The 21,452-nt window shown below is 70.0% G+C and carries 22 protein-coding genes; 8 read left to right on the top strand and 14 right to left on the bottom strand.

Features of this window, described 5'->3' with window-relative positions; all coding sequences use genetic code 11:
• Positions 1-28 precede the first annotated feature (28 nt).
• Both ACFYO0_RS36195 and ACFYO0_RS36190 read right to left on the bottom strand, forming a co-directional pair.
• Positions 29-496, bottom strand: a complete 468-nt coding sequence (locus ACFYO0_RS36195; RefSeq protein WP_388684796.1) for a MarR family winged helix-turn-helix transcriptional regulator — start codon at positions 494-496, stop codon at positions 29-31.
• A complete protein-coding gene (locus ACFYO0_RS36190) occupies positions 493-1,107 on the bottom strand; it encodes a DJ-1/PfpI family protein (RefSeq protein ID WP_388684794.1) in 615 nt (204 codons plus the stop codon). Before ACFYO0_RS36190 ends, ACFYO0_RS36195 begins: the two co-directional genes overlap by 4 nt.
• Positions 1,108-1,275: 168 nt before the next feature.
• On the opposite strand from ACFYO0_RS36190, the gene ACFYO0_RS36185 reads away from it, so the two are divergent.
• Both ACFYO0_RS36185 and ACFYO0_RS36180 read left to right on the top strand, forming a co-directional pair.
• Positions 1,276-2,001, top strand: coding sequence for a GntR family transcriptional regulator (locus tag ACFYO0_RS36185; protein WP_388684792.1), 726 nt, complete (start codon positions 1,276-1,278; stop codon positions 1,999-2,001).
• Positions 2,002-2,083: 82 nt separating this feature from the next.
• Positions 2,084-2,734 carry a hypothetical protein gene (locus tag ACFYO0_RS36180; protein ID WP_388684789.1) on the top strand — a complete coding sequence of 217 codons (651 nt, stop codon included), beginning with the start codon at positions 2,084-2,086 and terminating at the stop codon, positions 2,732-2,734.
• A 7-nt stretch (positions 2,735-2,741) separates the two neighbouring features.
• Here the strand turns inward: ACFYO0_RS36180 and ACFYO0_RS36175 are convergent, their stop codons facing one another.
• Together ACFYO0_RS36175 and ACFYO0_RS36170 are read right to left on the bottom strand one after the other, a co-directional pair.
• Complete coding sequence (locus ACFYO0_RS36175) at positions 2,742-3,038, bottom strand: DUF3303 family protein (RefSeq protein WP_388684787.1); 297 nt, start codon at positions 3,036-3,038, stop codon at positions 2,742-2,744.
• Between the two features lie 205 nt (positions 3,039-3,243).
• Positions 3,244-4,527, bottom strand: coding sequence for an adenylosuccinate synthase (locus tag ACFYO0_RS36170; protein ID WP_388684784.1), 1,284 nt, complete (start codon positions 4,525-4,527; stop codon positions 3,244-3,246).
• A gap of 187 nt (positions 4,528-4,714) precedes the next feature.
• Here ACFYO0_RS36170 and ACFYO0_RS36165 point away from each other — a divergent pair, with 187 nt between their 5' ends.
• Positions 4,715-5,608, top strand: coding sequence for a diacylglycerol kinase (locus ACFYO0_RS36165; RefSeq protein ID WP_388684781.1), 894 nt, complete (start codon positions 4,715-4,717; stop codon positions 5,606-5,608).
• An 18-nt stretch (positions 5,609-5,626) separates the two neighbouring features.
• On the opposite strand, the gene ACFYO0_RS36160 is transcribed toward ACFYO0_RS36165, so the two are convergent.
• Positions 5,627-6,124, bottom strand: a complete 498-nt coding sequence (locus tag ACFYO0_RS36160) for a GbsR/MarR family transcriptional regulator (RefSeq protein WP_388684778.1) — start codon at positions 6,122-6,124, stop codon at positions 5,627-5,629.
• A 125-nt stretch (positions 6,125-6,249) separates the two neighbouring features.
• Between ACFYO0_RS36160 and ACFYO0_RS36155 the strand changes: the two genes are divergently transcribed.
• The 3 genes from ACFYO0_RS36155 (at position 6,250) to ACFYO0_RS36145 (ending at position 9,217) form a co-directional block, all read left to right on the top strand.
• Entirely contained in the window at positions 6,250-7,200 is a 951-nt protein-coding gene (locus ACFYO0_RS36155) for an ATP-binding cassette domain-containing protein (protein ID WP_388684776.1), read from the top strand.
• A complete protein-coding gene (locus tag ACFYO0_RS36150; RefSeq protein WP_388684773.1) occupies positions 7,197-8,810 on the top strand; it encodes an ABC transporter permease in 1,614 nt (537 codons plus the stop codon). Before ACFYO0_RS36155 ends, ACFYO0_RS36150 begins: the two co-directional genes overlap by 4 nt.
• 236 nt (positions 8,811-9,046) lie before the next feature.
• A complete protein-coding gene (locus tag ACFYO0_RS36145; protein ID WP_388684770.1) occupies positions 9,047-9,217 on the top strand; it encodes a hypothetical protein in 171 nt (56 codons plus the stop codon).
• Here ACFYO0_RS36145 and ACFYO0_RS36140 read toward each other — a convergent pair.
• The 7 genes from ACFYO0_RS36140 to ACFYO0_RS36110 form a co-directional block, all read right to left on the bottom strand.
• Positions 9,200-10,432: a cytochrome P450 gene (locus tag ACFYO0_RS36140; protein ID WP_388684768.1), complete on the bottom strand. Its 1,233-nt coding sequence runs from the start codon at positions 10,430-10,432 to the stop codon at positions 9,200-9,202. The two genes, ACFYO0_RS36145 and ACFYO0_RS36140, sit on opposite strands and share 18 nt — an antisense overlap.
• A 104-nt stretch (positions 10,433-10,536) precedes the next feature.
• Complete coding sequence (locus ACFYO0_RS36135) at positions 10,537-11,202, bottom strand: response regulator (RefSeq protein ID WP_388684766.1); 666 nt, start codon at positions 11,200-11,202, stop codon at positions 10,537-10,539.
• A complete protein-coding gene (locus tag ACFYO0_RS36130) occupies positions 11,199-12,578 on the bottom strand; it encodes a sensor histidine kinase (RefSeq protein ID WP_388684764.1) in 1,380 nt (459 codons plus the stop codon). Before ACFYO0_RS36130 ends, ACFYO0_RS36135 begins: the two co-directional genes overlap by 4 nt.
• Before the next feature lie 102 nt (positions 12,579-12,680).
• Positions 12,681-13,355: a response regulator gene (locus tag ACFYO0_RS36125; protein ID WP_388684762.1), complete on the bottom strand. Its 675-nt coding sequence runs from the start codon at positions 13,353-13,355 to the stop codon at positions 12,681-12,683.
• Positions 13,352-14,734: a sensor histidine kinase gene (locus ACFYO0_RS36120; protein WP_388684760.1), complete on the bottom strand. Its 1,383-nt coding sequence runs from the start codon at positions 14,732-14,734 to the stop codon at positions 13,352-13,354. The genes ACFYO0_RS36125 and ACFYO0_RS36120 overlap by 4 nt, the downstream gene beginning before the upstream one ends.
• 10 nt (positions 14,735-14,744) lie before the next feature.
• A complete protein-coding gene (locus tag ACFYO0_RS36115) occupies positions 14,745-15,893 on the bottom strand; it encodes an acyltransferase (RefSeq protein WP_388684886.1) in 1,149 nt (382 codons plus the stop codon).
• 148 nt (positions 15,894-16,041) lie between these two features.
• Positions 16,042-17,283, bottom strand: a complete 1,242-nt coding sequence (locus ACFYO0_RS36110; RefSeq protein ID WP_388684757.1) for an alpha/beta hydrolase — start codon at positions 17,281-17,283, stop codon at positions 16,042-16,044.
• Between the two features lie 313 nt (positions 17,284-17,596).
• Between ACFYO0_RS36110 and ACFYO0_RS36105 the strand changes: the two genes are divergently transcribed.
• Complete coding sequence (locus ACFYO0_RS36105) at positions 17,597-18,502, top strand: alpha/beta hydrolase family protein (RefSeq protein ID WP_388684755.1); 906 nt, start codon at positions 17,597-17,599, stop codon at positions 18,500-18,502.
• Between the two features lie 309 nt (positions 18,503-18,811).
• A complete protein-coding gene (locus tag ACFYO0_RS36100; protein WP_388684752.1) occupies positions 18,812-19,138 on the top strand; it encodes an SCO4225 family membrane protein in 327 nt (108 codons plus the stop codon).
• 100 nt (positions 19,139-19,238) lie between these two features.
• Here ACFYO0_RS36100 and kynU read toward each other — a convergent pair whose 3' ends face one another.
• Positions 19,239-20,450, bottom strand: a complete 1,212-nt coding sequence (gene kynU, locus ACFYO0_RS36095) for a kynureninase (RefSeq protein ID WP_388684749.1) — start codon at positions 20,448-20,450, stop codon at positions 19,239-19,241.
• The gene (locus ACFYO0_RS36090; RefSeq protein WP_388684747.1) at positions 20,443-21,273 is read right to left on the bottom strand and encodes a tryptophan 2,3-dioxygenase family protein; all 831 of its coding nucleotides are present in this window, start codon (positions 21,271-21,273) and stop codon (positions 20,443-20,445) included. Before ACFYO0_RS36090 ends, kynU begins: the two co-directional genes overlap by 8 nt.
• Positions 21,274-21,452 lie beyond the last annotated feature (179 nt).

Here is a 21,452-nt window from a genome sequence, read left to right as displayed (position 1 = left end):
ACATACGGGTAAGAACGTCGGGCGGTCTCTACAGGTCCGTAACAGCCGACGCAGGCGTCGAGACCTGGTCGAGCGCCTGTGACAGGCGTTCCAACACGCGTACGGTCTCGGCGAAGCCTTCGTCTGTGAGGACGTCCGCGAGGCGGTCGGCGAGGGCCGCGTGGCCGGGGTTGATCTTCGCTATGGCGGCGCGGCCGCCGTCGGTCGGAGTGAGCAGCTTGGCGCGGCGGTGGGCGGGGTTGGGTGCGTACTCGGCGAGGCCTCGCTCGACGAGGAGGTCGGCGATCCGTTGCACGCTCTGGCGGGTGATGCCCATCGCCCGGGCGATCCCGGAGACGGGGAGAGGTTCGGTCAGTACGGCTCCGAGGACCTGCCACCAGGCGGCGGTCAGTCCGGCGGGCCGGGCCAACTCGTCTGCCACGGACAGGAATTGACCGTTGAGCCGGAAGACGCCGAGGGCGCTGCGGCTGAGCAGGTCCTGACGCTCGCGGCTCACTGACCGGCCGCCTCGAGGATGGCGTACGCCTCCGGGTCCGAGTCGTGGAACAGCCGGTACCAGGCGTCCAGCACATCACCCTCGTACACGCCGAGCAGCCGGAACACCTCGCGGGCGAAGGCGACGGGTTCCGTGGGCCCGGCGGTGATCAGCTTCCCGTCGGTCACGGCGTCAGCGTCGACGTACCGCTCGCCGCCCTTGTATCCGGTGGCGGCCAGATAGAAGGAGACGGCGCTGGTGTGGTTCCGGTCGTCGAGCAGGCCTTCGCGGGCCAGCCCGGCCGTCGCCCCGCAGATCGCGGCGACGGGGACGTCCGCGCCGAGGAAGGCGCGCGCCATGCGGGCGAAGGGCACGAGCTCGTCGCCCGTCTCCCAGAGGCCGGCGCCGGTGAGGATCAGCAGGGAACTGTCCTCGGGGCGGAGGTCGTCGAGGGCGAGGTCCGGCTGGATGCGTACGCCGCCGATGGTCCGCACAGGCTCGAGCGTGGCCCCGACCGTACGGATCTCATACCCGGCGCGGGCGAGATACGCGGTCGTGTGCCCCGTCTCCCAGTCGGCGAAGGTGTCGTAGACGGCGAGGTGAACGGGCTTGCGGGGGGTCGTGGCGACCATGGCTCCTCCTTGGGCAGCCTGAAGCTTGTGTAAGCATGCTGTCACTTCGACAGCATGCTGTCAATAAGCTTCCCTCGCAAACCCGAACGCGTATGGTGACGTGCTCGTAGATATGGACGTGCTCGTAGATATGAGCGAGAACTGACCCGACATGGGAGGACCAGGACCATGCCCGGCACCGGCGGCAACGGCGCCGTGACGCGCAGCACGCTGCGGCAGCAGATCGCGGACGCGCTGCGTGACGAGGTGCTGGCCGGGCGTCTCCAGCCGGGCCAGGAGTTCACGGTGAAGGAGATCGCCGAGCAGTACGGCGTCTCCGCGACCCCCGTCCGCGAGGCACTGGTCGATCTGTCGGCGCAGGGCCTGCTGGACGCGGACCAGCACCGCGGTTTCCGCGTGCACGAGTACTCGCCGGCCGACTACCGGGGCATGATCGAGGCCCGCGCCCTGGTCACGGACGGCCTGTTCCACCGGTACCTGGACGAGAAGTCCGACATCAGCCGGGCCGCCCGCGCCGCCCTGGAAGCGCGCACCGACGACCCGCGCCGCGCCGCCGTCCTCGCCGGAGTGCGCCGCCGGGGCGAGGAGGCCGAGCGGGCCGCCGCGGCCGGTGACCTGAACATCCTGATCGGCTACGACCTGCGCTTCTGGCGTGAGCTCAGCAATCTCTTCGGCAACCCCTACCTCGCCGACTTCCTGCACCGGCTGCGCGTCCAGTCCTGGGTGTGCGCCGTCCAGTACCTGCGTACGGTGGATCTGCGCGGCCGGCTCTGGGCCGAGCACACCGCGCTCGTGGACGCCCTCGCGCGCCGCGACGCCGATGCCGCGCACGAGATCGTCACCGCGTACAACGCGCACTCGCTCGCGCTCATCGAACGGCTGGCGGCGGGATGAGCGGGTTTCGTGCGACAGGGGCTGACCGCGCTTGCCACCCATTACGCTGCTTTGACCATCGTGCTATCCGAGGAGTCATCTGTTGGCCTGTGACCTGTGGCTGGTCCCACTCGTCGACGTGTTGTGCCACACCCCCGACAATCCCTTCGCCGAGGAACTCGCGCTCTACGACAAGGTCCTGGGCGAGGCCGGACTCCCGCCGGTGCCGGTGTACCAGTACATGCCGGGTCTGTCCGGCGACGTGGCCCCCGTAGCGGGCTTCGACTACGACGCGCTGCACTTCCTGCGGCGCGCTTACCTGCTCCAGGTCTGCCAGCTCGCCGTGACACCGGTGGACGAACTGGGCGGCGATTACGAGCAGTTGCTGGAGATGTTCGAGGGGACCGCCCAGCAGTCGCACCTGGTCTGGCACTACGACCACGCGGGCGCGTACGTCCCCGTCGACTTCCCGCACCCGCTCTCGAACGACGAACTCCTCGCGGGCGGCGGCCCTTTGGGCTCCTCCCAGACCCTGCTGCGCGAGCTGGAGTTCGTGGCCCCGTCGATCGGCATCGACCCCGCGAACCCACCCCTGCCTCCGGAACCCCCCATGGCTCCCACGTCATTGGAGGAACCGGCTGCCCCAGCCCCCTTCGACGCGAGCCCCTTCGCCCGCGAGCGCCATGTGTGGCTGGGCCTGCACGCTGCGGCGACGCGAAGCCTGGCCCAGGGCTCGATGATCGTCTTCAGCTGACGGGGACTTACTGCCGCTCCAGAACCGACAACCCCGCCTGCAGGTCGTCGAGGTTCATGACCGGGAGTACCTCGACCTTGGCACCGAGTTCCATGAAGAAGGGCTCGGCGAGCGGCGGCAAGTCCGAGCTGTCCTGCATGTCGAAGACGAACACGCAGGAGCGCTGCCCTTCGTCGGGCATGAAGTAGGCGGCCTCCGGCTTGATCCTGTCCATGGTCCCCTTGATCAGCTCCGGCAGCTTTCCCTGCCGGATGACCTCGCTCGACTTCTCGGTGTCCAGGGTCGCCTTGAGCATGACGCGCATCGCACGCACCTCTCCTCGGGGATTCGAGCTGGTCAACTTCTCAGCTTTTGTCCAGTATGTTCCGGGAACGAAGATGAGGCATGTGGACCATGCGGCGCAGTCGGGCCCGCAGAACCGCAGCTGTCCGGGCATAGTGAGGGGCGCCCCGTCGGGCGCCCCCACCACGTGCATGAAATGCCGTACTACACGGGCATGAAATGCCGCACTAGAGGAACGAGTTGATCTCGATCGTCTCGTCCCGCCCCGGGCCCACGCCGATCGCCGAGATCGGTGCCCCCGACATCTCCTCCAGGGCCTTGACGTAGTCCTGCGCGTTCTTGGGGAGGTCGGAGAAGGACTTCGCCTTGCTGATGTCCTCGGACCAGCCGGGGAGCATCTCGTAGACCGGCTTCGCGTGGTGGAAGTCGGTCTGGGAGTACGGGAGTTCCTCGACTCGCTTGCCGTCGATCTCGTACGCCACGCAGACCGGGATCTGCTCCCAGCCGGTCAGGACGTCGAGCTTGGTGAGGAAGAAGTCGGTGAGGCCGTTGACTCGGGTCGCGTAGCGGGCGATGACCGCGTCGAACCAGCCGCAGCGGCGGTCGCGGCCGGTGGTGACACCGCGCTCGTGGCCGATGCGGCGCAGCGCCTCCCCGTCCTCGTCGAAGAGCTCCGTGGGGAACGGGCCCGCGCCGACGCGGGTCGTGTAGGCCTTCAGGATGCCGATGACCCGGCTGATCTTCGTCGGGCCGACGCCCGCACCCGTGCAGGCGCCGCCCGCGGTCGGGTTCGACGAGGTCACGAACGGGTACGTGCCGTGGTCGATGTCCAGGAGCGTGCCCTGGCCGCCCTCGAAGAGGACCACCTTGTCGGCCTCCAGTGCCTGGTTGAGGACCAGGACCGTGTCGGCGACGTACTGCTCGATCTGCGCGGCGTAACCCAGCAGTTCCTCGACGACCTGGCTGACGGCGATCGCGCGGCGGTTGTACAGCTTGGTCAGGATCTGGTTCTTGATGTCGAGGGCCGCCTCGACCTTCTGGGTCAGGATCGACTCGTCGTACAGGTCCTGGACGCGGATGCCGACACGGTTGATCTTGTCCGCGTACGTCGGTCCGATGCCGCGGCCGGTCGTGCCGATCTTCCGCTTCCCGAGGAAGCGTTCCGTCACCTTGTCGACGGTGACGTTGTACGGCGTGATGATGTGAGCGTTTCCGCTGATCAGCAGCTTGGACGTGTCGACGCCTCGCTCGTTCAGACCGCTCAGCTCGGAGAGCAGGACCGACGGGTCGACGACGACACCGTTACCAATGACCGGCGTGCATCCGGGCGAGAGGATTCCGGAAGGGAGGAGATGCAGGGCGTACTTCTGATCGCCCACGACCACCGTGTGGCCGGCGTTGTTGCCGCCCTGGTAGCGCACCACGTAGTCCACGGATCCACCGAGCAGGTCGGTGGCCTTTCCCTTGCCTTCGTCACCCCACTGAGCACCGAGCAGCACAAGTGCGGGCACAGGCGTACACCCCTTCCGGGTGGGGCATGTCCAAGGTCGGGGGCGTACGCTGCACGGCTTGTGCCGCGTACACCGGCGACCTTCGTTGGCCGCGACCCGTCGGACCGGATGCCCCGGAATAGACGAAGCCCCTGGCGCAATAGCGCAAGGGGCTCTTGCACAAAGATGCTACCCGAGGAAGCGAGGCATGACCGAGGTGGCGGCTTCCGACCAGCTCCTGGTGGTCATCGACCCGGTCGCCCGTCGCCATGACGGTGAGGCGGTGCGGATCGCGAAAGACGTGCTCAGCGCGGGTGCGAACACGAAAGTATGCCTCCCCGACGGGCCCGAGGAATTCGCCAGGGCACTGCGCCGGCGAGGGTCCCGGCGGCCCGTTGTGGTGGGGGACGACCGTGCCCTGCTGCGGGCGGTGTCCGTTTTGCACCGGCATCGGGAGCTGGCTGGATGTGCGCTGTCGGTCGTGCCGGTGGGCGGCGCGCTGTCGCTCGTACGGTCGCTGGGGGTGCCCACGGGTGCGGTGGCGGGGGCTCGGGCGGTGCTGGACGGGGCCGAGCGGCGGCTGGACCTGCTCGTCGACGACAGCGACGGGGTGGTGCTTGGCGCGCTGCGGATCCCGCCGCTCGCCGTGCCGCGGGGGGCGGGGCCGTACGAGGGGAACGAGGAGGACGCGGCGTCGGAGTCCGAAACGGAGCCGGAGACGTCCGGCCATCCCTGGCTGCGTACGTGCCAGTCCCTCGTCCGCACGCTGGTGCCCGTACGCCCGCCCCGGACCACCTCCGCGAACGGCGGCTCCGGGCCGTCCCGGCTGCGGGTCGAGGTCGACGGGGTGACGCTGGTGGATCTGGACCAGCCGGTGGACGGCGTGTCGGTGGCGCCGGGGGACGCGGGCGTGGCCGAGGTCGAGGTACGTCCGGTGTCGGTGGGCGCGGAGGCCTCACCGCTCATGGCTCGGGGCAGCACGGTCACCGTGTCGGGCGCTCACTTCCGGTACCGAGCGGACGCGCTGGTGTCGGGGCCGGTACGGACACGGACGTGGACGGTGCGGGAGGGGGCGTGGGGGCTGACGTTGCCGGTGCCGTGAGCGGCACGCTTGCCGCGGTCAGCCGGCGCCGAAGCGCTCTTCCCGATGGATCCGCCAGCGGTCCATCAACTTGACAAGCTCGCCCTCGAGGAACTCGAAGAAGGCCAGGGTCTCGGCGAGCCGGCGGCCGGCGGGGGTCTCGGGGCCGAGGCCGTCGACGCCCTCGCGCAGGGCATACTCCCAGCGCTTGAGCACCGCGTCCCGGTTGGTGATCGCCTCGTACCACTGGTTGCTGTGTACGCGGTACCGCTCGCGCCGGGAGCCGGGTTCACGCTCGCGCGAGACCATGTGCTGCTGCGCGAGATAGCGCACGGCTCCGGAGACGGCGGCCGGGCTGATCTGGAGCTGTTCGCCGAGTTCGACGGAGGTCATCGCCCCGGAGTCGGAGGCGAGCAGCGCCGCGAACACCCGGGCCGCCATGCGCGGCATCCCGGCCTCGACCATCTGCGCGGCGAAGCTCTCGACGAACTTCGAGACCGCCTCCGAGTCCCGCCCCGCCGCACTCGGTTCGCTCATCTCTCGATCCTCTCCCCTGCTCAGCGCGGCTCAGTGCTGTTCTGCGCGCCGTTGTCGATTCTAGACGCCGGTTTTAACGCTTCCTTAACTTCATAAATTTGTGAAACTAGCGTAAATTCAAAATCATGACGAAGGCAAACTGCGCCGTCGCGGTATCCGGACTGCACAAGTCGTTCGGCAAGACCCATGCGCTGGACGGCCTCGACCTGGACGTCGAGACCGGCGAAGTCCACGGCTTCCTGGGCCCCAACGGCGCCGGGAAGTCCACCACCATCCGCGTCCTGCTGGGCCTGCTGCGCGCCGACGCCGGCGCCGCGCGGGTACTCGGCCGGGACCCCTGGACCGACGCGGTCGAACTGCACCGCCAGGTCGCGTACGTCCCCGGCGACGTGACGCTCTGGCGCAACCTGTCCGGGGGCGAGGTCATCGACCTGTACGGGCGGCTGCGTGGAGGACTCGACAAGGCGCGGCGGGCCGACCTGATCGAGCGGTTCGAGCTCGACCCGACGAAGAAGGGGCGCACGTACTCCAAGGGCAACCGCCAGAAGGTCGCCCTCGTCGCCGCCTTCGCCTCGGACGTCGACCTGCTGATCCTGGACGAGCCAACCTCCGGCCTCGACCCGCTGATGGAGGAGGTCTTCCAGCGGTGCGTGGAGGAGGAGCGGGAGCGGGGCCGCACGATCCTGCTGTCCTCGCACATCCTCAGCGAGGTCGAGGAACTCTGCGACCGCGTCAGCATCATCCGCAAGGGCGTCACTGTGGAGAGCGGATCACTCGCCGAGCTGCGCCATCTGACCCGTACGAGCGTGACCGCCGAACTCGCGGGCGCACCCAACGGGCTCTCCCGCCTGCCGGGCGTGCACGATCTCGACATTCAAGGAAAGCGCGTAAAGCTCCAGGTCGAGAGCGACAAGCTGGACGCGGTTCTGCGTTCGCTCACCGACTCGGGCGTACGGTCCCTGACCTCGACGCCGCCGACGCTGGAGGAACTCTTCCTGAGGCACTACCAGGAGGAAGTACGCGGCGAGACCAGGGAAGGCAACGGCAGCAGCGAAGACGAGGCGATGGCGCGATGACTGCCGTCACGACTGAAAGGTTCGCACCCCGAGTCGGCGGGGGACGTCAACTCGCGGGTACCGGCACGCTGTTGAGGTTCGCGCTGCGACGCGACCGGGTCATGATCCCCGTATGGATCGCCGTCAACGCCCTGATGGTGCTGTCCATGCCGAACACCCTGAAGGGCTTGTACGGCACGGCGGCCGAACGGGCCGATCTGGTCCGGCAGATGGAGACGAACACCTCGCTGCGCGCCATGGTCGGGCCGATCTTCGACGACTCGATCGGCGGGCTCACCGCCTGGCGCGTCGGCGTCTTCGCCGGGCTGCTCGCGGCGGTCATGAGCCTGCTCGTCGTCGTACGGCACACCCGCGACGAGGAGGAGAGCGGGCGCCAGGAACTCATCTCGTCGGCGATGGTGGGGCGGCGCGCCCCGCTGACGGCGGCCCTGCTGGCGGCGGCGGTCGCCAATGGCGTGCTCGCCGTGATCGTCGCGGGCGGGCTCGCGGGCCAAGGGGGCGTCGGGGCGCTGGTGTTCGGGCTCGGGATCGCCGGGGTCGGGATGGTGTTCGCCACGATGGCCGCGATCGTCGTCCAGTTGACGGAGAGCGCACGGCTGGCACGGGGGCTGACCTCGGCGGTGCTCGGCGCGGCGTTCGTGCTGCGCGCGGCGGGCGACTCCGCGGCGGACGACGGTTCGTCGGTGCTCACCTGGCTCTCGCCGAGCGGCTGGCTGGAGAACCTGCGCCCGTACGGGCAGGAGCGGTGGTGGGTGCTGCTGCTGTTCGCGGGGGCCGCGCTGATCCAGGGCGCGATCGCGTACGAGCTGGCCGGGCGGCGTGACGTCGGTATGAGCTTCCTGCCGACCCGGCCGGGACCGGCGGAAGGCAGGCTCGCGACGGCCGGCGCGCTGGCGTGGCGGCTTCAGCGCGGCAGCGTGTTCGGCTGGAGCATCGGCTTCTTCCTCGCCGGAGTCGTCTACGGCGCGATGACGGAGGGAGCGGCCGACCTGGTCGGCGACAACGCCGACGCCCGCGAGATCTTCCAGCGGATGGGCGGGCAGTCCGGTCTGACCGACGCGTTCCTCGCCTCGATGATCGGCATCATGGGGCTGATCGCCGCCCTCTACATCGTCGCATCGGTGCTGCGGCTGCACGGCGAGGAGACCTCGCAGCGGGCCGAACCGATCCTGGCGAACGCGGTCGGCCGGCTGCGCTGGGCCTCGGGCCACCTGTTGATCGCCTTCGGCGGAGCCGCCCTGATCATGCTCCTCAGCGGCCTCGGCTTCGCCGTCGGCTACGGCCAGGAGCTCGGCCCCATCCTCGTCGCCTGCCTGATCCAACTCCCCGCGATCTGGACCATCGGCGGCCTCGCGGTCCTCCTGCACGGCGTCTCGGCGCGGGCAGCCGTGGCGGCCTGGGCGGTCGCGGGTGCGGCCCTCCTCATCGGCTGGATCGGCCCGGCGCTCGATCTTCCTCCAGCTGTGCTGGACATGTCTCCCTTCGGACACCTCCCGAAGCTGCCGGGAGGCGAGATGGCCTGGACACCGGTACTGGTCCTGACGGCGATCGCGGTCGCGCTGGTCGCGGGAGGGCTGGCGGCGCTGCGGCGACGGGACATGAGTACGTGACGGTGGTCGGCAGGGACGTACGGATCCCCGGGCTCATGACTTGGCCCGGGGATCCGTACGGGATCCCGTTGCACCGGGATCCCCTTGCACCGGGAACCCGTGGCTCGCGTGGCGCGTCCCTTGCGGGCATGGAGCGAGGGGAAAGCGCGGCGTCCTGTGGGGGATGTGTGCTTGCGGCGGCCGGGGCGTCGGTGGCCGTGCTGGTCTGGGCCTCATCGGAACGTACGCAACGGCACATGGGCGGCGGATTCGAGGGCGAGGGCACGGACTACAGCGTGCTGCTCACCGAGCTGCCGCTCGTCGTGGCAGCCGGAGCCGCCCTCCCTTCGCTCGCCTGTGCGTTGCTGATACGCCTGGTGCGCAGACGCCGCCGGGCCACGGCCACGGAGTCAGAGCTCCACGAGTAGCTCCTCCAGGCCGCGGATGACGAAGTTCGGCTTGCGCTCGGGCTCGGCGGACAGGCGGAGTGTCGGTGCCCGGTCGAGCAACGCGCCCAGGGAGGCGGCCAGTTCGATACGGGCCAGGGGAGCGCCGATGCAGTAGTGGATCCCCGCGCTGAACGAGATGTGCGGGTTCTCCTGCCGGGCGAGATCGAGTTCCTCGGGCCGGGTGAACACCGCCGGGTCGTGGTTGGCGGAACCGAAGAGCAGAGCCACCTCGCTCCCCCGCGGGATCACCGTGCCGTCGATCTCGATCTCGTCCAGCACCCAGCGCTCGAAGAGCTGGAGCGGGGTGTCGTAGCGCATCAGCTCTTCCACAGCTGTGGACAACAGTCCGCGGTCGGCGCGCAGAGCGGCCAGCTGGTCGGGGTTGCGGAACAGCGCCCACCAGCCGTTTACCGTGGCGTTCACCGTCGCCTCGTGCCCCGCGTTGAGGAGCAGGACGCAGGTGGAGATCATCTCCTGCTCCGTCAGCCGGTCGCCCTCCTCGTACGCCACGATCAGGCCGGAGATCAGATCGTCCCCCGGCTCCTTGCGCCGAACCGCGATCAACTCCCGCAGATACTCGGTGAATTCGACCGACGCCCGAACCGCCTTCGCCGCCGTCTCCTGCGAGGGGTTCAGCTCGTACATCCCGCAGATGTCCGCCGACCAGGGCCGCAGCGGCGCCCGGTCGGACTCCGGGATACCCAGCATTTCGGCGATCACAGCGACCGGCAGCGGCTCGGCGACCGCCGTCAGCAGATCGCCCCCGCCGTCCGCGACAAGGCCCGCGACCAGCTCGTTCGCCAGCTTGTGGACGTACGGGCGCAGGCCCTCGACGGTACGCGGCGTGAACGCCTTCGACACCAGGCGCCGGATCCGCGTGTGGTCCGGCGGCTCCAGATCGAGCATGCCGTGATCGTTGAGCACGTGAAACGGCTCATGCTCGGCCGGCGGCGCCGTCCGCCCGAAGTCCTCATGCGTGAACCGGTGCTGATACGTCCGCCCCAACCGCCGGTCCCTGAGCAGGGCCGACACATCCGCATGACGCGGCACGAGCCACTGGTTCGTGGGCTCGAAGTAGTTCACCCGCCCGCGGGCACGCAGCTCGGCATACGCGGGGTAGGGATCGGCGACGAACCCGGGATCCCAGGGGTCGAACGCGTCGAGGGCACGGTCGGAGTCGGAAAGGTCTGCCATGTCGGGACGCTAACCTGCCGCGTCTCGGCCCGCCAGAGCCGCCCCCTCCGTCGAACGGCCCGCCCGCCTCTGAACGACACACGCCCTCATCCCCGGATGACTCCTCACCCCGGAGTGACCAGCCTCGCCTCGTACGCGAACACCGCCGCCTGGGTCCGGTCCCGCAGGCCCAGCTTCACCAGGATCCGGCTCACATGGGTCTTGATCGTCGACTCGGCGACCACGAGACGCTCGGCTATCTCACCGTTGGACAGCCCCTGCGCGATAAGCACCAGCACCTCCGTCTCCCGCTCGGTCAGATCGCCGTACGCCGCCCGCGCGGTGGCCGACAGCCGCGGGGCCTCCGACAGCTTCGAGAACTCCGTGATCAACCGCCTGGTGACGGAGGGCGCGAGCAGGGCCTCGCCGGCCGCCACCACCCTTACACCGTCCGCGAGTTGGCGGGCCGAGGCGTCCTTCAGGAGGAAGCCCGACGCCCCGGCGCGCAGCGCCTGGTACACGTACTCGTCGAGATCGAACGTGGTCAGCACCAGCACCTTTGCCCCGTCGTCCGCGGCGACTATCTCCCGGGTCGCCTCGATACCGTTGAGCTCGGGCATACGGATGTCCATCAGGACCACGTCAGGAGCCAGCTCCCGCACCCGGTCCACCGCATCCCGCCCGTTGACCGCCTCGCCGACGACCTCGATGTCCGGCATCGCGCCGAGCAGCACCGAGAACCCTTCGCGGACCATCATCTGGTCATCGGCGATCAACACCCGGATGGTCATGCGGAGCCCTCCGAGTTCCCGGCGTTCTCAGCCTTCTCAGCGGTCCCCGTGTCGGAGACGGGCACCGGCAGGAAGACCGTCACCTCGTGCCCCCCGTCGTCCGTCGCGCCCGCCGTCATCTCGCCGTTCAGCATCGACACCCGCTCCCGCATGCCCGTGATCCCGTGCCCAGCGCCGGGCGATGGCTTCACCAGCCCCGTGGCCGGTCCGTTGACGATCCTGAGCCCGAGGCCGCCCAACACATAGCCGATCTCGACGCGGGCCGAGGCGCCCGGCGCATGCCGCAGGCTGTTGCTGAGCGCCTCCTGGACTATCCGGTACGCGGACAGCTCGATGCCCTGCGGGAGTTCACGCACCGCGCCGGTGACCACCTTCTCGACGGTCAGGCCCGCGTCCCGCACATTGGCAAGCAGCCCGTCCAGGTCGGCGAGGGTCGGCTGCGGGGCGTCGGGAGCCTCGTAGTCCTCCGCACGTACGACGCCGAGAACCCGGCGCAGTTCGGAGAGTGCGATCACCGCGTTCTCCCGTATCACCGCGAACGCGTGCTCCAGCTCCGGCGGCGGGTTCTCCACCCGGTACGGCGCGGCCTCCGCCTGGATCGCGACCACCGACATGTGATGGGCGACCACGTCGTGCAACTCGCGGGCGATGGTGGTGCGCTCTTCGAGGAGAGTGCGCTTGGAACGTTCGTGCGCTGTGACGGTCTGCTGGGCGGTGACCTCCCGCTCGGCCGCGTTGCGTATCTGGCGGACGGCCACGACCAGGAGGATCATGCCTGAGGTCACCAGCATCGCCGGAGTGTTGCTGCCGCCGTAGCCACCCCCGAAGAGACCCACGGCGAAGATCCCGTAGACCCCGGTCAGAGCCCACATCCACAAGGCGGTGCGGGGCCGCGTGCGGATCGCCACGACCGTGAGGACCACCAGGTGAGTCGCGAAAGCGCCGGGCAGCCACGGCCACTCGCCCCAGGTGCTGCCGAGCGCCGCGGTGATCGGTGTCACCGCGCAGGAGACCCAGAAGGCGCCGGCCGGCCTGACGAGGGTCAGCAGGACCGCGGTCAGCGAGAGGAGGCCGGTGAGCAGTCCCCCGAAATCCCCTGCGTCGTTCTTGGTGTCCGCGACGAGCCACGCCAGGACGCCGGCGAACGCCACCCCGGCGTGCGGGGCCCACCCCGCGTACTCCCGCAGGCGCCCGGGCAGCCGCCGGGCGATCCGGCCGTCCACGCTCATGCGCGGCAGCGGGCGATAGGCGAACGCGTCCTGGAACAGGTCCTGCCGCAGCCCGCGCAGGGCGTCCACGGCCAGCCGGTACTCAGGACTGTGCGGCTTGTCTCCGCCCTGCGAGGGCGTCGAGTGCGTCTGGGTCGTCTCGGTCACGTACAAAACGGTAAGTGGGCACCAGGGTCGCGGTCGTCACCAGTGAGATGGGTTCTTCGGCATCCGCCTCAGGTACTACGGGTAGCTCCCTGACCTCCACGATCAGTACCCGGAGGGCCGTACCAGACCCGACTCGTACGCGAACACCGCCGCCTGCGTCCGGTCCCGCAGCCCCAACTTCACCAGGATCCGGCCCACATGGGTCTTCACCGTCTGCTCGGCGACCACCAGCCGCTCGGCGATCTCGGCGTTCGACAGACCCTGCGCGATCAGGGCGAGGACCTCCGTCTCGCGCTCCGTCAGCTCACCGACGCGCTCCTTGAGCGGGGCGCGGGGAGCCCCGTCGAGCTGGGAGAACCGGGCGATCAGGCGTCTCGTGATCCCGGGCGCGAGCAGCGCGTCCCCCGCGGCGACCACCCTGATCGCCTCCGCCAGCTTGTCCGCGGACGCGTCCTTCAGCAGAAACCCGGAGGCACCCGCGCGCAGCGCGTCATACACGTACTCGTCGAGATCGAACGTGGTCAGCACCAGCACCTTGATCTGCGGATTCTTGCCGACGATGCGGCGGGTGGCCTCGATGCCGCCGAGTTCTGGCATGCGGATGTCCATCAGGACGACGTCCGGGGCGAGTTCGGCGACCTGGGCGACCGCGTCCAGGCCGTCGACCGCCTGGCCGATCACATCGATGTCGGGCTGGGTGTTGAGCAGCACCGAGAAGCCCTGCCGGACCATCTGCTGGTCGTCGGCGATGAGTACGCGGATGGTGCCGCTCGTCATGGTCGTTCTCCTGGGGAGTCTGTGGAGTTGTCGGAGGTGAGGTGGTCGGGCGTGGGGTCGTCGTGAGCGGAGGCGTCGAGGATGGCGGTTCCGGCGCGGGGCAGGAAGGCCGCCACCGTGAAGCCGCCGCAGGGCGTCTCCGTCGCCATGAGGGTGCCACCGAGCATCGCCGCGCGCTCCCGCATACCGAGAAGACCGTGTCCCGCGCCCGGGGACGGCGGAGCGGGGCGCCGGGGCGCGGAGTTGACGACCCGGATCTGCAGACCGCGCGGGGAGTGCGTGAGTTCCACACGCACCTCCGAACCGGGCGCGTGCCGCAGCGCGTTGCTCAGCCCCTCCTGGATGATCCGGTACGCGGACAGCTCCACACCCGGTGGCAACGGAAGCGCCTCGCCGCTGATCTCGGTGTTCACCTTCAGACCTGCGGCACGCGTGTTCTCGACGAGCACGTCGAGGCGGTCGAGGGTGGGCTGCGGGGCGTCAGGGGCCGCTCCGGTACCGGGAGCGCCGAGGCCGTACGGGTCCTCGGGGTTCTCCGAGCGCAGTACGCCAAGGACGCGGCGCAGTTCGGTGAGCGCCTCCAGTGCGTTCTGCCGGATGCCGTCGAGGTTCTCCTTGAGCTCGTCGGAAGGGTTCTCGACCAGGTGAGGGGCGACTTGCGCCTGGATGGAGATGACCGACATGTGGTGGGCGACCACGTCGTGCAGCTCGCGGGCTATGCGGTTGCGCTCCTCCAGGACCGTACGGCGGGCGCGCTCCTCGGCGGTGATACCGGCCTGCTCGACGAGCTGGGTGCGGGCTTCACGGCGACCGCGCTGGGCGCTGCCGAGGAGGACGACTCCGCCGAACACGGCCACGGCCAGCGTGCCCGTCGAGGAGTAGTTCGCTGCACCAATGAGGCCCTGCACCACCCACGTGACCAGCGCGGTCACGACCAGGACCTGGGCGGCGACGCGGGTGGGTACCCGCAGCGCGAGCAGGAACAGCACCATGGCGTGCGCGACCAGACCGGGCGGGCCCCACGGCCAGGGGCTGTCGAAGGCAGTGTGATCGGCGAGCAGTTGGGTACGGGCCCCCATGGCCACCACGACCGTGGCCACCATCGACAGCTGCCACGCCGGGACCGGCCACCGCAGCGCCATCGCCACCGCGGCACCCTGGGCCAGCGCGCACACCAGGGCGTACTCCGTACCCAGGTTGTAGCCGTCACCGAACTGGTCCGTGTTGGCGAGGGTCGTGCCGATCGCGACCAGAACCACGAGCCCATGCGGCAGCCGGCGCAACCACACCGAGGGCGGCAACGGATCCGCCTTCCCGGTCCACAGATCCTCGCGCAGCACCCGCAGTCCCCGGGCCAGCCGCTTCTCCACCGCGCTCATCGGGACAACCCTAAACACGGCGAACCCCCTTGGACCCCGCCCTGCCACGGTGTATGTGAACCACGCGTGACAGGCGCCCACCGCGGCGGCGGTGTCCCTGTTCGTAGGAGCGAAAGGCGGCCCAGCACACCATGAGGGCGAGGGCGAAGACCGGGAGCCAGGCGAGGCGGGCCAGGACCCACGCGAGATTGTCGGGGCTCGTGTGCAGTCCCGGGAGACGGCCCGCGAACAGGCCCGTCGCGGTGACCGACATCAGCGCCGTCTGGTGCCACAGGAAGATCGTCATCGCGGAGAGGTTGACGAACGCCACCGCCGCCCACGCCGCGGGCCGCCGCATCGCCCGGCGCAACGACTCCCGGAGCAGCAACGCCAGACCGCACTGGGCCAGACCGAAGGTGACGGCCGCCAGGGTCGGCGGGTTGAGGTTGGAGACCGCGGAGCCGGGGACGCCGACCATCGACGCCGGGTAACCGGCCCACGCGATGAGCACCGCGGTCGTCGCCGCACCGCCGATCAGCAGCACCCACCCGGAACGCCGGGTCAGCTCACCCCGCATCCAGGCCGCGCCCAGCGTGTACGGGACGAGCCAGCCCGCCGCCACATTGATCCAGCCCAGGCAGGCCGGACCGCCGAACCCGAAGCGTATGAGGTCCACATGGAGGACGACGGCCAGCGGCCACAGCGGGTTGACCCGCGCCACCAGCGGGGTCAGCGCCGTCAGCACCGCGAAGACCAGCAGGAACCACAAGGGCGACAGGACGAGCTTCAGCAACGCATGCACCGTCGACATGCCCGTCCCCGTCAGGAGCAGACAGACCGCGGCCACCGTCCACAGGGCCGGCACGGCGGCCACCGGCCCGAAGAGGCGCGACAGCCGCGTACGCAGCCACTTCCCGTATGTCGTGCCACGAGCCCGCGCGGACTCGTAACTCCTGCACGCCACATGCCCGCCCACCAGGAAGAACACCGCGAGCGTCTGGAAGACCCAGGAGACCGGGGCCAGCCATGGCATGTACGCCAGTGGGCTCGACGTACGGAGCGCGCCGCCGTCCGCGACCAGCGCCGTGACCAGCCAGTGGCCCAGCACTATGCCCAATATCGCGAAGGCGCGCAGGGCGTCGAGGGAGCGGTCGCGGTGGGGCGGGGTGGCGGCGTCGATCTGGTGGGTGGCTCGGCGGAGGTGGCGGAGGCCTTCCTGGAGGAGCGGGTGTGGGCTGGTGCTCGGCGAGCTGCCGGGCTGGGCAGCGTTCCGCGTGGAACCCTTCGGGGGGCCCTCCCCCTCCCCCACCCTCCCCCTCAACTTCAGCTCACGCACGGGTCACCTCCGAAGTCTCGCCGAGGACGATCCGGGCGAGGTTGTCCAGGGACACCGAGCCCGGCTTGAGGTAGTCGCTGTGGCCGCCTTCGCCCGCCGCGAAGACGCGCGCGCCGAAGTCCGGCGACACGGGGTCGGTACCGAAACCGACGGTGGTGCCGAAGAGGTCGGCCTTGGCGTGCGGGATGTCCGCGATCCAGTCGCCGGCGCCTCGGCCCGCCCAGACGCGGGCGTCCGTGTGCAGCCCGGCGACGGAGTCGGCGCCGGTTCCGGGGCTGCCGAAGAGCGCGATGTCGGAGACGTCGAGGTCGCCTTCGCCGCCCTCGCCGCCCTCGCCGCTCTCGCCGCTCTCGCCGCTTGCGGCACGCGCGGCACGCGCGGCACCGGCGGCTCCTGACGAACTGGCGGACTCGGCAGACCCGACGGACCCGACGGACCGTACGGAACCGGCGGCCCGGAAGGCGCTCTCGGCCGCCTCTGCACACACGACGGTTCCGTACGAGTGGCACAGGAGGGAGACCTGGGCCCGCGGGTTCAAGGCCTCCAACTCCCGTATGAAATCTCTCAGTTCAGGCGCCGCGTCCGTCGCCCGCCCCGTGGTGAGGACCTCGGGGCTCATGGTTCCGGGCGTCTCATAGCCGAGCCAGGCGACGACCGCGCCACGTATGCCGAGCCGTTTGTGCAGGGCGTCTGCACCTGCGCGGAAGCGTTCGTACGTGTCCAGGTTCGTGTCGGAGCCGGGTACGAGTACGGCCACGCGCTCGGCTTTCGCCAGGTCGCCGAAGATCTCGACGGCTCGGCCGGAGCCGCGGGCGTCGAAGGAGAGGAAGTGCCGATCGGGGTCCGCCATGGAGCGAACCGCTGCCGCGCGGCCGTGGTCGCCATGGTCGGCGGCCATACGCGCCGCCTCGGCGGCGTTCGCCCGGTTCGCGGCGTACGCCTCATCCAGGTTGGCCGGGGGCACCGCCGTGAGGCGGGCCGGTGCGGGGGCCGGGATCTCCGGGTGTGCGGCAGCGGCCGATATGGGAACGACGACGGCGGCGGTGACCAGCGCGGCGAGCAGACCGCGCGACAGCCGGGCGCGCCGCCCGAGCCGCCCCGGCCAACCCGCCCTGGCAGAACCAGCATCCGGACCAGCCGAACGAGCCGACCCAGTCGCCTCCTCCTCCGCCCCCGCCGCCGAATCCGGCCTCGCTCCAGGCTCCGGCAGCCTCAGCCTCCCCCGCACCCCCATGACGCCCGTGCCCCCACTCCCAGCTCGTCGACCCGCTCATCGGGCCTTACGGGAAAGGAAGTTACGGACGCGGCCTCGTGGTCGGCGTCCCGCCAGGGAGCTCACCTGGGACGTAGCTCTCAGGTATTACGGGTATCACCGGGCGGCTGGATCGGAGCAAGGCAATGTGACCGGGATGGCTGCTGTGCTCGTACATGGACTGGCCGGTCACCGTTCGCTGCCGCCCGCAACAGCGCGACAGCCCCGTGTCGGCCCACGTCACGGGGCTGGTACCGTCCCGGCCAACGGTCGAACAGCGCTGAGAGGTTGGAGCATGCCGGAGGACGACGCAGCACGCCCAGCCGCGGAACCGGACGCCGTCGCTGCCCGTGCCGCGGCCGAGGAGCAGTCGGCTTTCTCGCATCCGCCTGTCGATCCCGACATCACCGCCGCATACGGTGACCATCCCGACCAGGTGATCGACTTCTATGCGCCGCACGGGGGCGAGGAGTCGGCCCCGTTCGTCGTCGTTCTGCACGGGGGAGCCTGGCGGGCCGCGTACGACCGTCGGCACATCACCCCGTTCGCGGACTTCCTGGCCCGACGCGGTTTCGCCGTGGCCAATGTCGAGTACCGGCGTGGCGGTGGCGGGTCGGGAGAGGACGCTGACGGTTCCGTCGCGGGTCGTTGGCCGGACACCTTCGACGACGTCGCCGCCGCGCTCGACGCGCTCCCCGGTCTCGTACGGGAGGCCCTGCCGCAGGCCGATGCGCGCCGTACGGTGATCACCGGGCACTCGGCGGGCGGGCAGCTCGCCCTGTGGGCCGCCGCCCGGCATCTGCTGCCGGCAGACGCACCCTGGCGAACGGAGCGGCCGGCGCCGCTGCGGGGCGTCGTCGCGCTCGCACCGATCGCGGACTTCGCCGTCGCCGAGAAGCTGGACGTATGCGCCGGCGCGGCTCTTCAGCTCCTGGGTGGGGAGGGGCAGTTCGCGGAGCGGCAGCCGTACGCCGATCCCGCTCTTCTGCTGCCGACCGGAATTGCCACGACCTTGGTGCAGGGCCGGACCGATGTCGTCGTGCCTCAGGCTGTCGCCGAGTCGTACGCGGACGCGGCGGCGAAGGCCGGGGAGGTGGTGGGGCTTACCCTCCTCGAGGACGTGGGGCACTTCCCGCTGATCGATCCGGCCGCGGACGCGTGTGCGGTGGTGGCGGAGGAGATCGCGCAGCTGGGTTGGTGAGCCGGGTGGGCGACGGCGGACGTCCACGGCCTCGGTCTGGGTCAGCCGGGCCGCGTCCGCAAGTGGGCCGGGCGTCTCGTCGGCGTCGACATGGGCGACGTGTGCGCCCAGGCGCACAACGCGGTCGACTCCATCGCCGTGCGGCTCAACCGGGACACGGGTAGCGGGCGCGAGTGGCAACGACCACACGAAACACGTCCGATCGCGGAGACAACGTAGGTACGGCTACTCAGGTGGCAGCCGCTCCCGAACGACATGGTTGACCTCAACAAGCCAAGCAACACCGTGTCGTCTCGAAGGAGTTCGGAAATGGCTGCCTCTTCGCTTTCCCTGGCCCAGACCCTTCGCCACAACCTGGCGAACCCTGCCGCCCTCGGCTATCTGGCCGTCGTGGCCGCCGTCGGTGTCTGGGTCGGGGTGGACGCACTGTTCGTCGAGCACGCGGACGCCAGTCTCGCGGCGGTCTGGCTGTTCGTCGTCACCGCTCCGACCTCCTTCCTGTTCCTGGCCCTTCCTGGCGCGCTGTCCTTCGTCGGAGTCGCTGTCGGAGCTGTCGCCCAGGCATTCGTGCTCGGCGCCGCGTACCGCTGGTTCCGTAACCGGCCCACGCAGCGTGCGGGCATCAGCAACGCCTGAGGACCATCAACTTCGGACATGGCTGTGCGCGCAGCCACAGGCCGACGGCGGAGCCACACGGATGCGGCCCCGCCGTCCCTGCAGGCGCAGGCAGTACGACTCAGCCCACCAGCCCCGCCAACACCCGCGCCGCCCTCTCCACATCCCCGAACCCCACGTACAACGGCGTGAAGCCGAAGCGCAGGATGTCCGGTTCGCGGAAGTCGCCGACCACGCCCTGTGCGATCAGGCGGCGCATCACCTCGCGCGCGTCATCGCAGCGCAGCGCGACCTGGCTCCCCCGGTCCGCATGGGCCGACGGAGTCACGGACTGCACGCGGCCCTCGGGGACGTACGCCGCGACGCAGTCCAGGAAGAAATCCGTGAGCGCGAGGGACTTGGTGCGGACCTTCTCGATCGACACCTCTTCCCACACCTCCAGGGCCGCCTCCAGGGCCAGCATGGAGAGGATGTCCGGGGTGCCGACGCGGCCTCGCGGTGCGCCTCCCGCCGGTTCGTACTCCGACCGCATGCCGAAGGGGTCCACGTGGGAGTTCCAGCCGGGGAGTGGGGAGTCGAAGCGGTCCTGGAGGTCGCGGCGTACGTACAAGAAGGCCGGTGAACCGGGGCCGCCGTTCAGGTACTTGTACGTGCAGCCGACCGCCAGATCCACTCCGTGCTCGTCGAGCCCCACCGGCAGGGCGCCCGCGCTGTGGCACAGGTCCCAGACGGCGACCGCTCCCGCCTCGTGGATCGCCGATGTCAGGGACGGGAGGTCGTGCAGGCGGCCCGTGCGGTAGTCGACGTGGTTCAGAAGCACCGCCGCGGTACGCGGGCCGAGTGCCGACGGTACGTCGCGGGGGGTCACCGCACGCACCGTACAGCCGGTCATACGCGCCGCCGACTGGGCGATGTAACCGTCCGTGGGGAAGGTCGTGGCATCCACCAGGATCTCGTCCCGGCCTTCTCCGGCCAGCCGCACCGCCCCGACAACCGCCTTGAAGACGTTGACGCTTGTCGAGTCGCCCACCACGATCTGCCCGGCCGCCGCGCCCACCAGCGGAGCGATCCGGTCGCCGATCCGTTCGGGGGCCGTCCACCAGCCGCTCTCGTCCCAGGAGCGGATCCGCAGCTCACCCCACTGCCGCCGTACGACGTCCTCGACCCGGCCGGGCACGGCCGCCGGCAGCGCGCCGAGCGAGTTCCCGTCCAGGTACACGACGTCGTCCAGCACGAACTGCGAACGCAGCTTGGCCAGTTCGTCCGCCGCGTCCGACTCCGCGGCCCTGATGCTCAGTTCAGACCGTTCAAACCGTTCAGTCAGTTCAGACATAGGACCGCGCCGTCCACAGCTCGGGGAACACGTTCTTCCGCGCCCGCTTCTCCAGCCAGGCCACACCCGCCGAACCCCCGGTCCCGGCCTTCGCGCCCATCGCGCGCCGCGTCGCGACCAGGTGATCGTTGCGCCATCGCCACACCAGCTCGGCGACGTCGGTCAACGCCTCGCCGAGGCGGGCCAGGTCGGAGGTGTCGTCGCCCGCGTACAGGGACGCCCACACCTGCTCGACCTCGGTCGACGGCTCGTACCTGAGCGAGACGTCGCGCTCGAGCACGGCGGCGGGAATCGCGTACCCGCGCCGGGCCAGGAGCCTCAGCACCTCGTCGTACAGGCTCGGTTCATGCAGCGCCTTCTCCAGCTCGGCGTGTACGCGAGGCGCACCCCGGTGCGGTACGAGCATGGACGAGGACTTCTCGCCGAGCAGGAACTCCATCCGCCGGTACATCGCGGACTGGAAGCCAGAGCCTTCCCCGAGGGCGTTGCGGTACGAGTTGAACTGGGCCGGGGTCAGCTGGCCCAGGGGCTTCCAGGAGGCGTTCAGCGCCTCCAGCTCCCGTACGGACCGCTTCAGCGCCGCCACCGCGACCGGCACGTCGTCCTCGCGCAGCGCCTTTGTCGCGGTCTCCCACTCGTGGACGATGACCGTGAACCACAGCTCCATCACCTGGGTCGTGACCAGGAAGACCATCTCTCCGGGATCGTCGGAGAGGGTGTGCTGGAGGTGGGTGAGCACATCCGCCTGTACGTAGTCCTCGTACGGGGTCGTGCCCTGGAAGTCGAGATGCGGGGTCTCGGGCTCTTCAGCCTCGTGGGACATCGCTGTCTCCTGTTGTGTACTCCGGGTAGCGGTCCGCCCCTGCCGTTTTCGACACGGTGGCCCCGGTCCCCACCTCGCATCTTCCGGGTCGCGTCGCGGGTCCGCAAGGGCGACCTGGTCACACCGGTAGGTGCGCAGGGTCTTCAACTGTTGGCGGTTTTGCTGCGTTTTTCTGCGCG

This window comes from Streptomyces sp. NPDC006365, from assembly GCF_042870755.1.
GTDB lineage: Bacteria > Actinomycetota > Actinomycetes > Streptomycetales > Streptomycetaceae > Streptomyces > Streptomyces xiangluensis.
This window is presented reverse-complemented; position numbering and strand designations above follow the sequence as displayed.

What these genes read in the sequence shown, in the direction of transcription:
- ACFYO0_RS36190 (WP_388684794.1), bottom strand. Translation starts at nt 1,107, where the DNA reads ATGGTCGCCACGACCCCCCGCAAGCCCGTTCACCTCGCCGTCTACGAC.
- ACFYO0_RS36185 (WP_388684792.1), top strand. Translation starts at nt 1,276, where the DNA reads ATGCCCGGCACCGGCGGCAACGGCGCCGTGACGCGCAGCACGCTGCGG.
- ACFYO0_RS36175 (WP_388684787.1), bottom strand. Translation starts at nt 3,038, where the DNA reads ATGCGCGTCATGCTCAAGGCGACCCTGGACACCGAGAAGTCGAGCGAG.
- ACFYO0_RS36165 (WP_388684781.1), top strand. Translation starts at nt 4,715, where the DNA reads ATGACCGAGGTGGCGGCTTCCGACCAGCTCCTGGTGGTCATCGACCCG.
- ACFYO0_RS36160 (WP_388684778.1), bottom strand. Translation starts at nt 6,124, where the DNA reads ATGAGCGAACCGAGTGCGGCGGGGCGGGACTCGGAGGCGGTCTCGAAG.
- ACFYO0_RS36155 (WP_388684776.1), top strand. Translation starts at nt 6,250, where the DNA reads ATGACGAAGGCAAACTGCGCCGTCGCGGTATCCGGACTGCACAAGTCG.
- ACFYO0_RS36150 (WP_388684773.1), top strand. Translation starts at nt 7,197, where the DNA reads ATGACTGCCGTCACGACTGAAAGGTTCGCACCCCGAGTCGGCGGGGGA.
- ACFYO0_RS36145 (WP_388684770.1), top strand. Translation starts at nt 9,047, where the DNA reads ATGGGCGGCGGATTCGAGGGCGAGGGCACGGACTACAGCGTGCTGCTC.
- ACFYO0_RS36140 (WP_388684768.1), bottom strand. Translation starts at nt 10,432, where the DNA reads ATGGCAGACCTTTCCGACTCCGACCGTGCCCTCGACGCGTTCGACCCC.
- ACFYO0_RS36135 (WP_388684766.1), bottom strand. Translation starts at nt 11,202, where the DNA reads ATGACCATCCGGGTGTTGATCGCCGATGACCAGATGATGGTCCGCGAA.
- ACFYO0_RS36125 (WP_388684762.1), bottom strand. Translation starts at nt 13,355, where the DNA reads ATGACGAGCGGCACCATCCGCGTACTCATCGCCGACGACCAGCAGATG.
- ACFYO0_RS36120 (WP_388684760.1), bottom strand. Translation starts at nt 14,734, where the DNA reads ATGAGCGCGGTGGAGAAGCGGCTGGCCCGGGGACTGCGGGTGCTGCGC.
- ACFYO0_RS36110 (WP_388684757.1), bottom strand. Translation starts at nt 17,283, where the DNA reads ATGGGGGTGCGGGGGAGGCTGAGGCTGCCGGAGCCTGGAGCGAGGCCG.
- ACFYO0_RS36105 (WP_388684755.1), top strand. Translation starts at nt 17,597, where the DNA reads ATGCCGGAGGACGACGCAGCACGCCCAGCCGCGGAACCGGACGCCGTC.
- ACFYO0_RS36100 (WP_388684752.1), top strand. Translation starts at nt 18,812, where the DNA reads ATGGCTGCCTCTTCGCTTTCCCTGGCCCAGACCCTTCGCCACAACCTG.
- kynU (WP_388684749.1), bottom strand. Translation starts at nt 20,450, where the DNA reads ATGTCTGAACTGACTGAACGGTTTGAACGGTCTGAACTGAGCATCAGG.
- ACFYO0_RS36090 (WP_388684747.1), bottom strand. Translation starts at nt 21,273, where the DNA reads ATGTCCCACGAGGCTGAAGAGCCCGAGACCCCGCATCTCGACTTCCAG.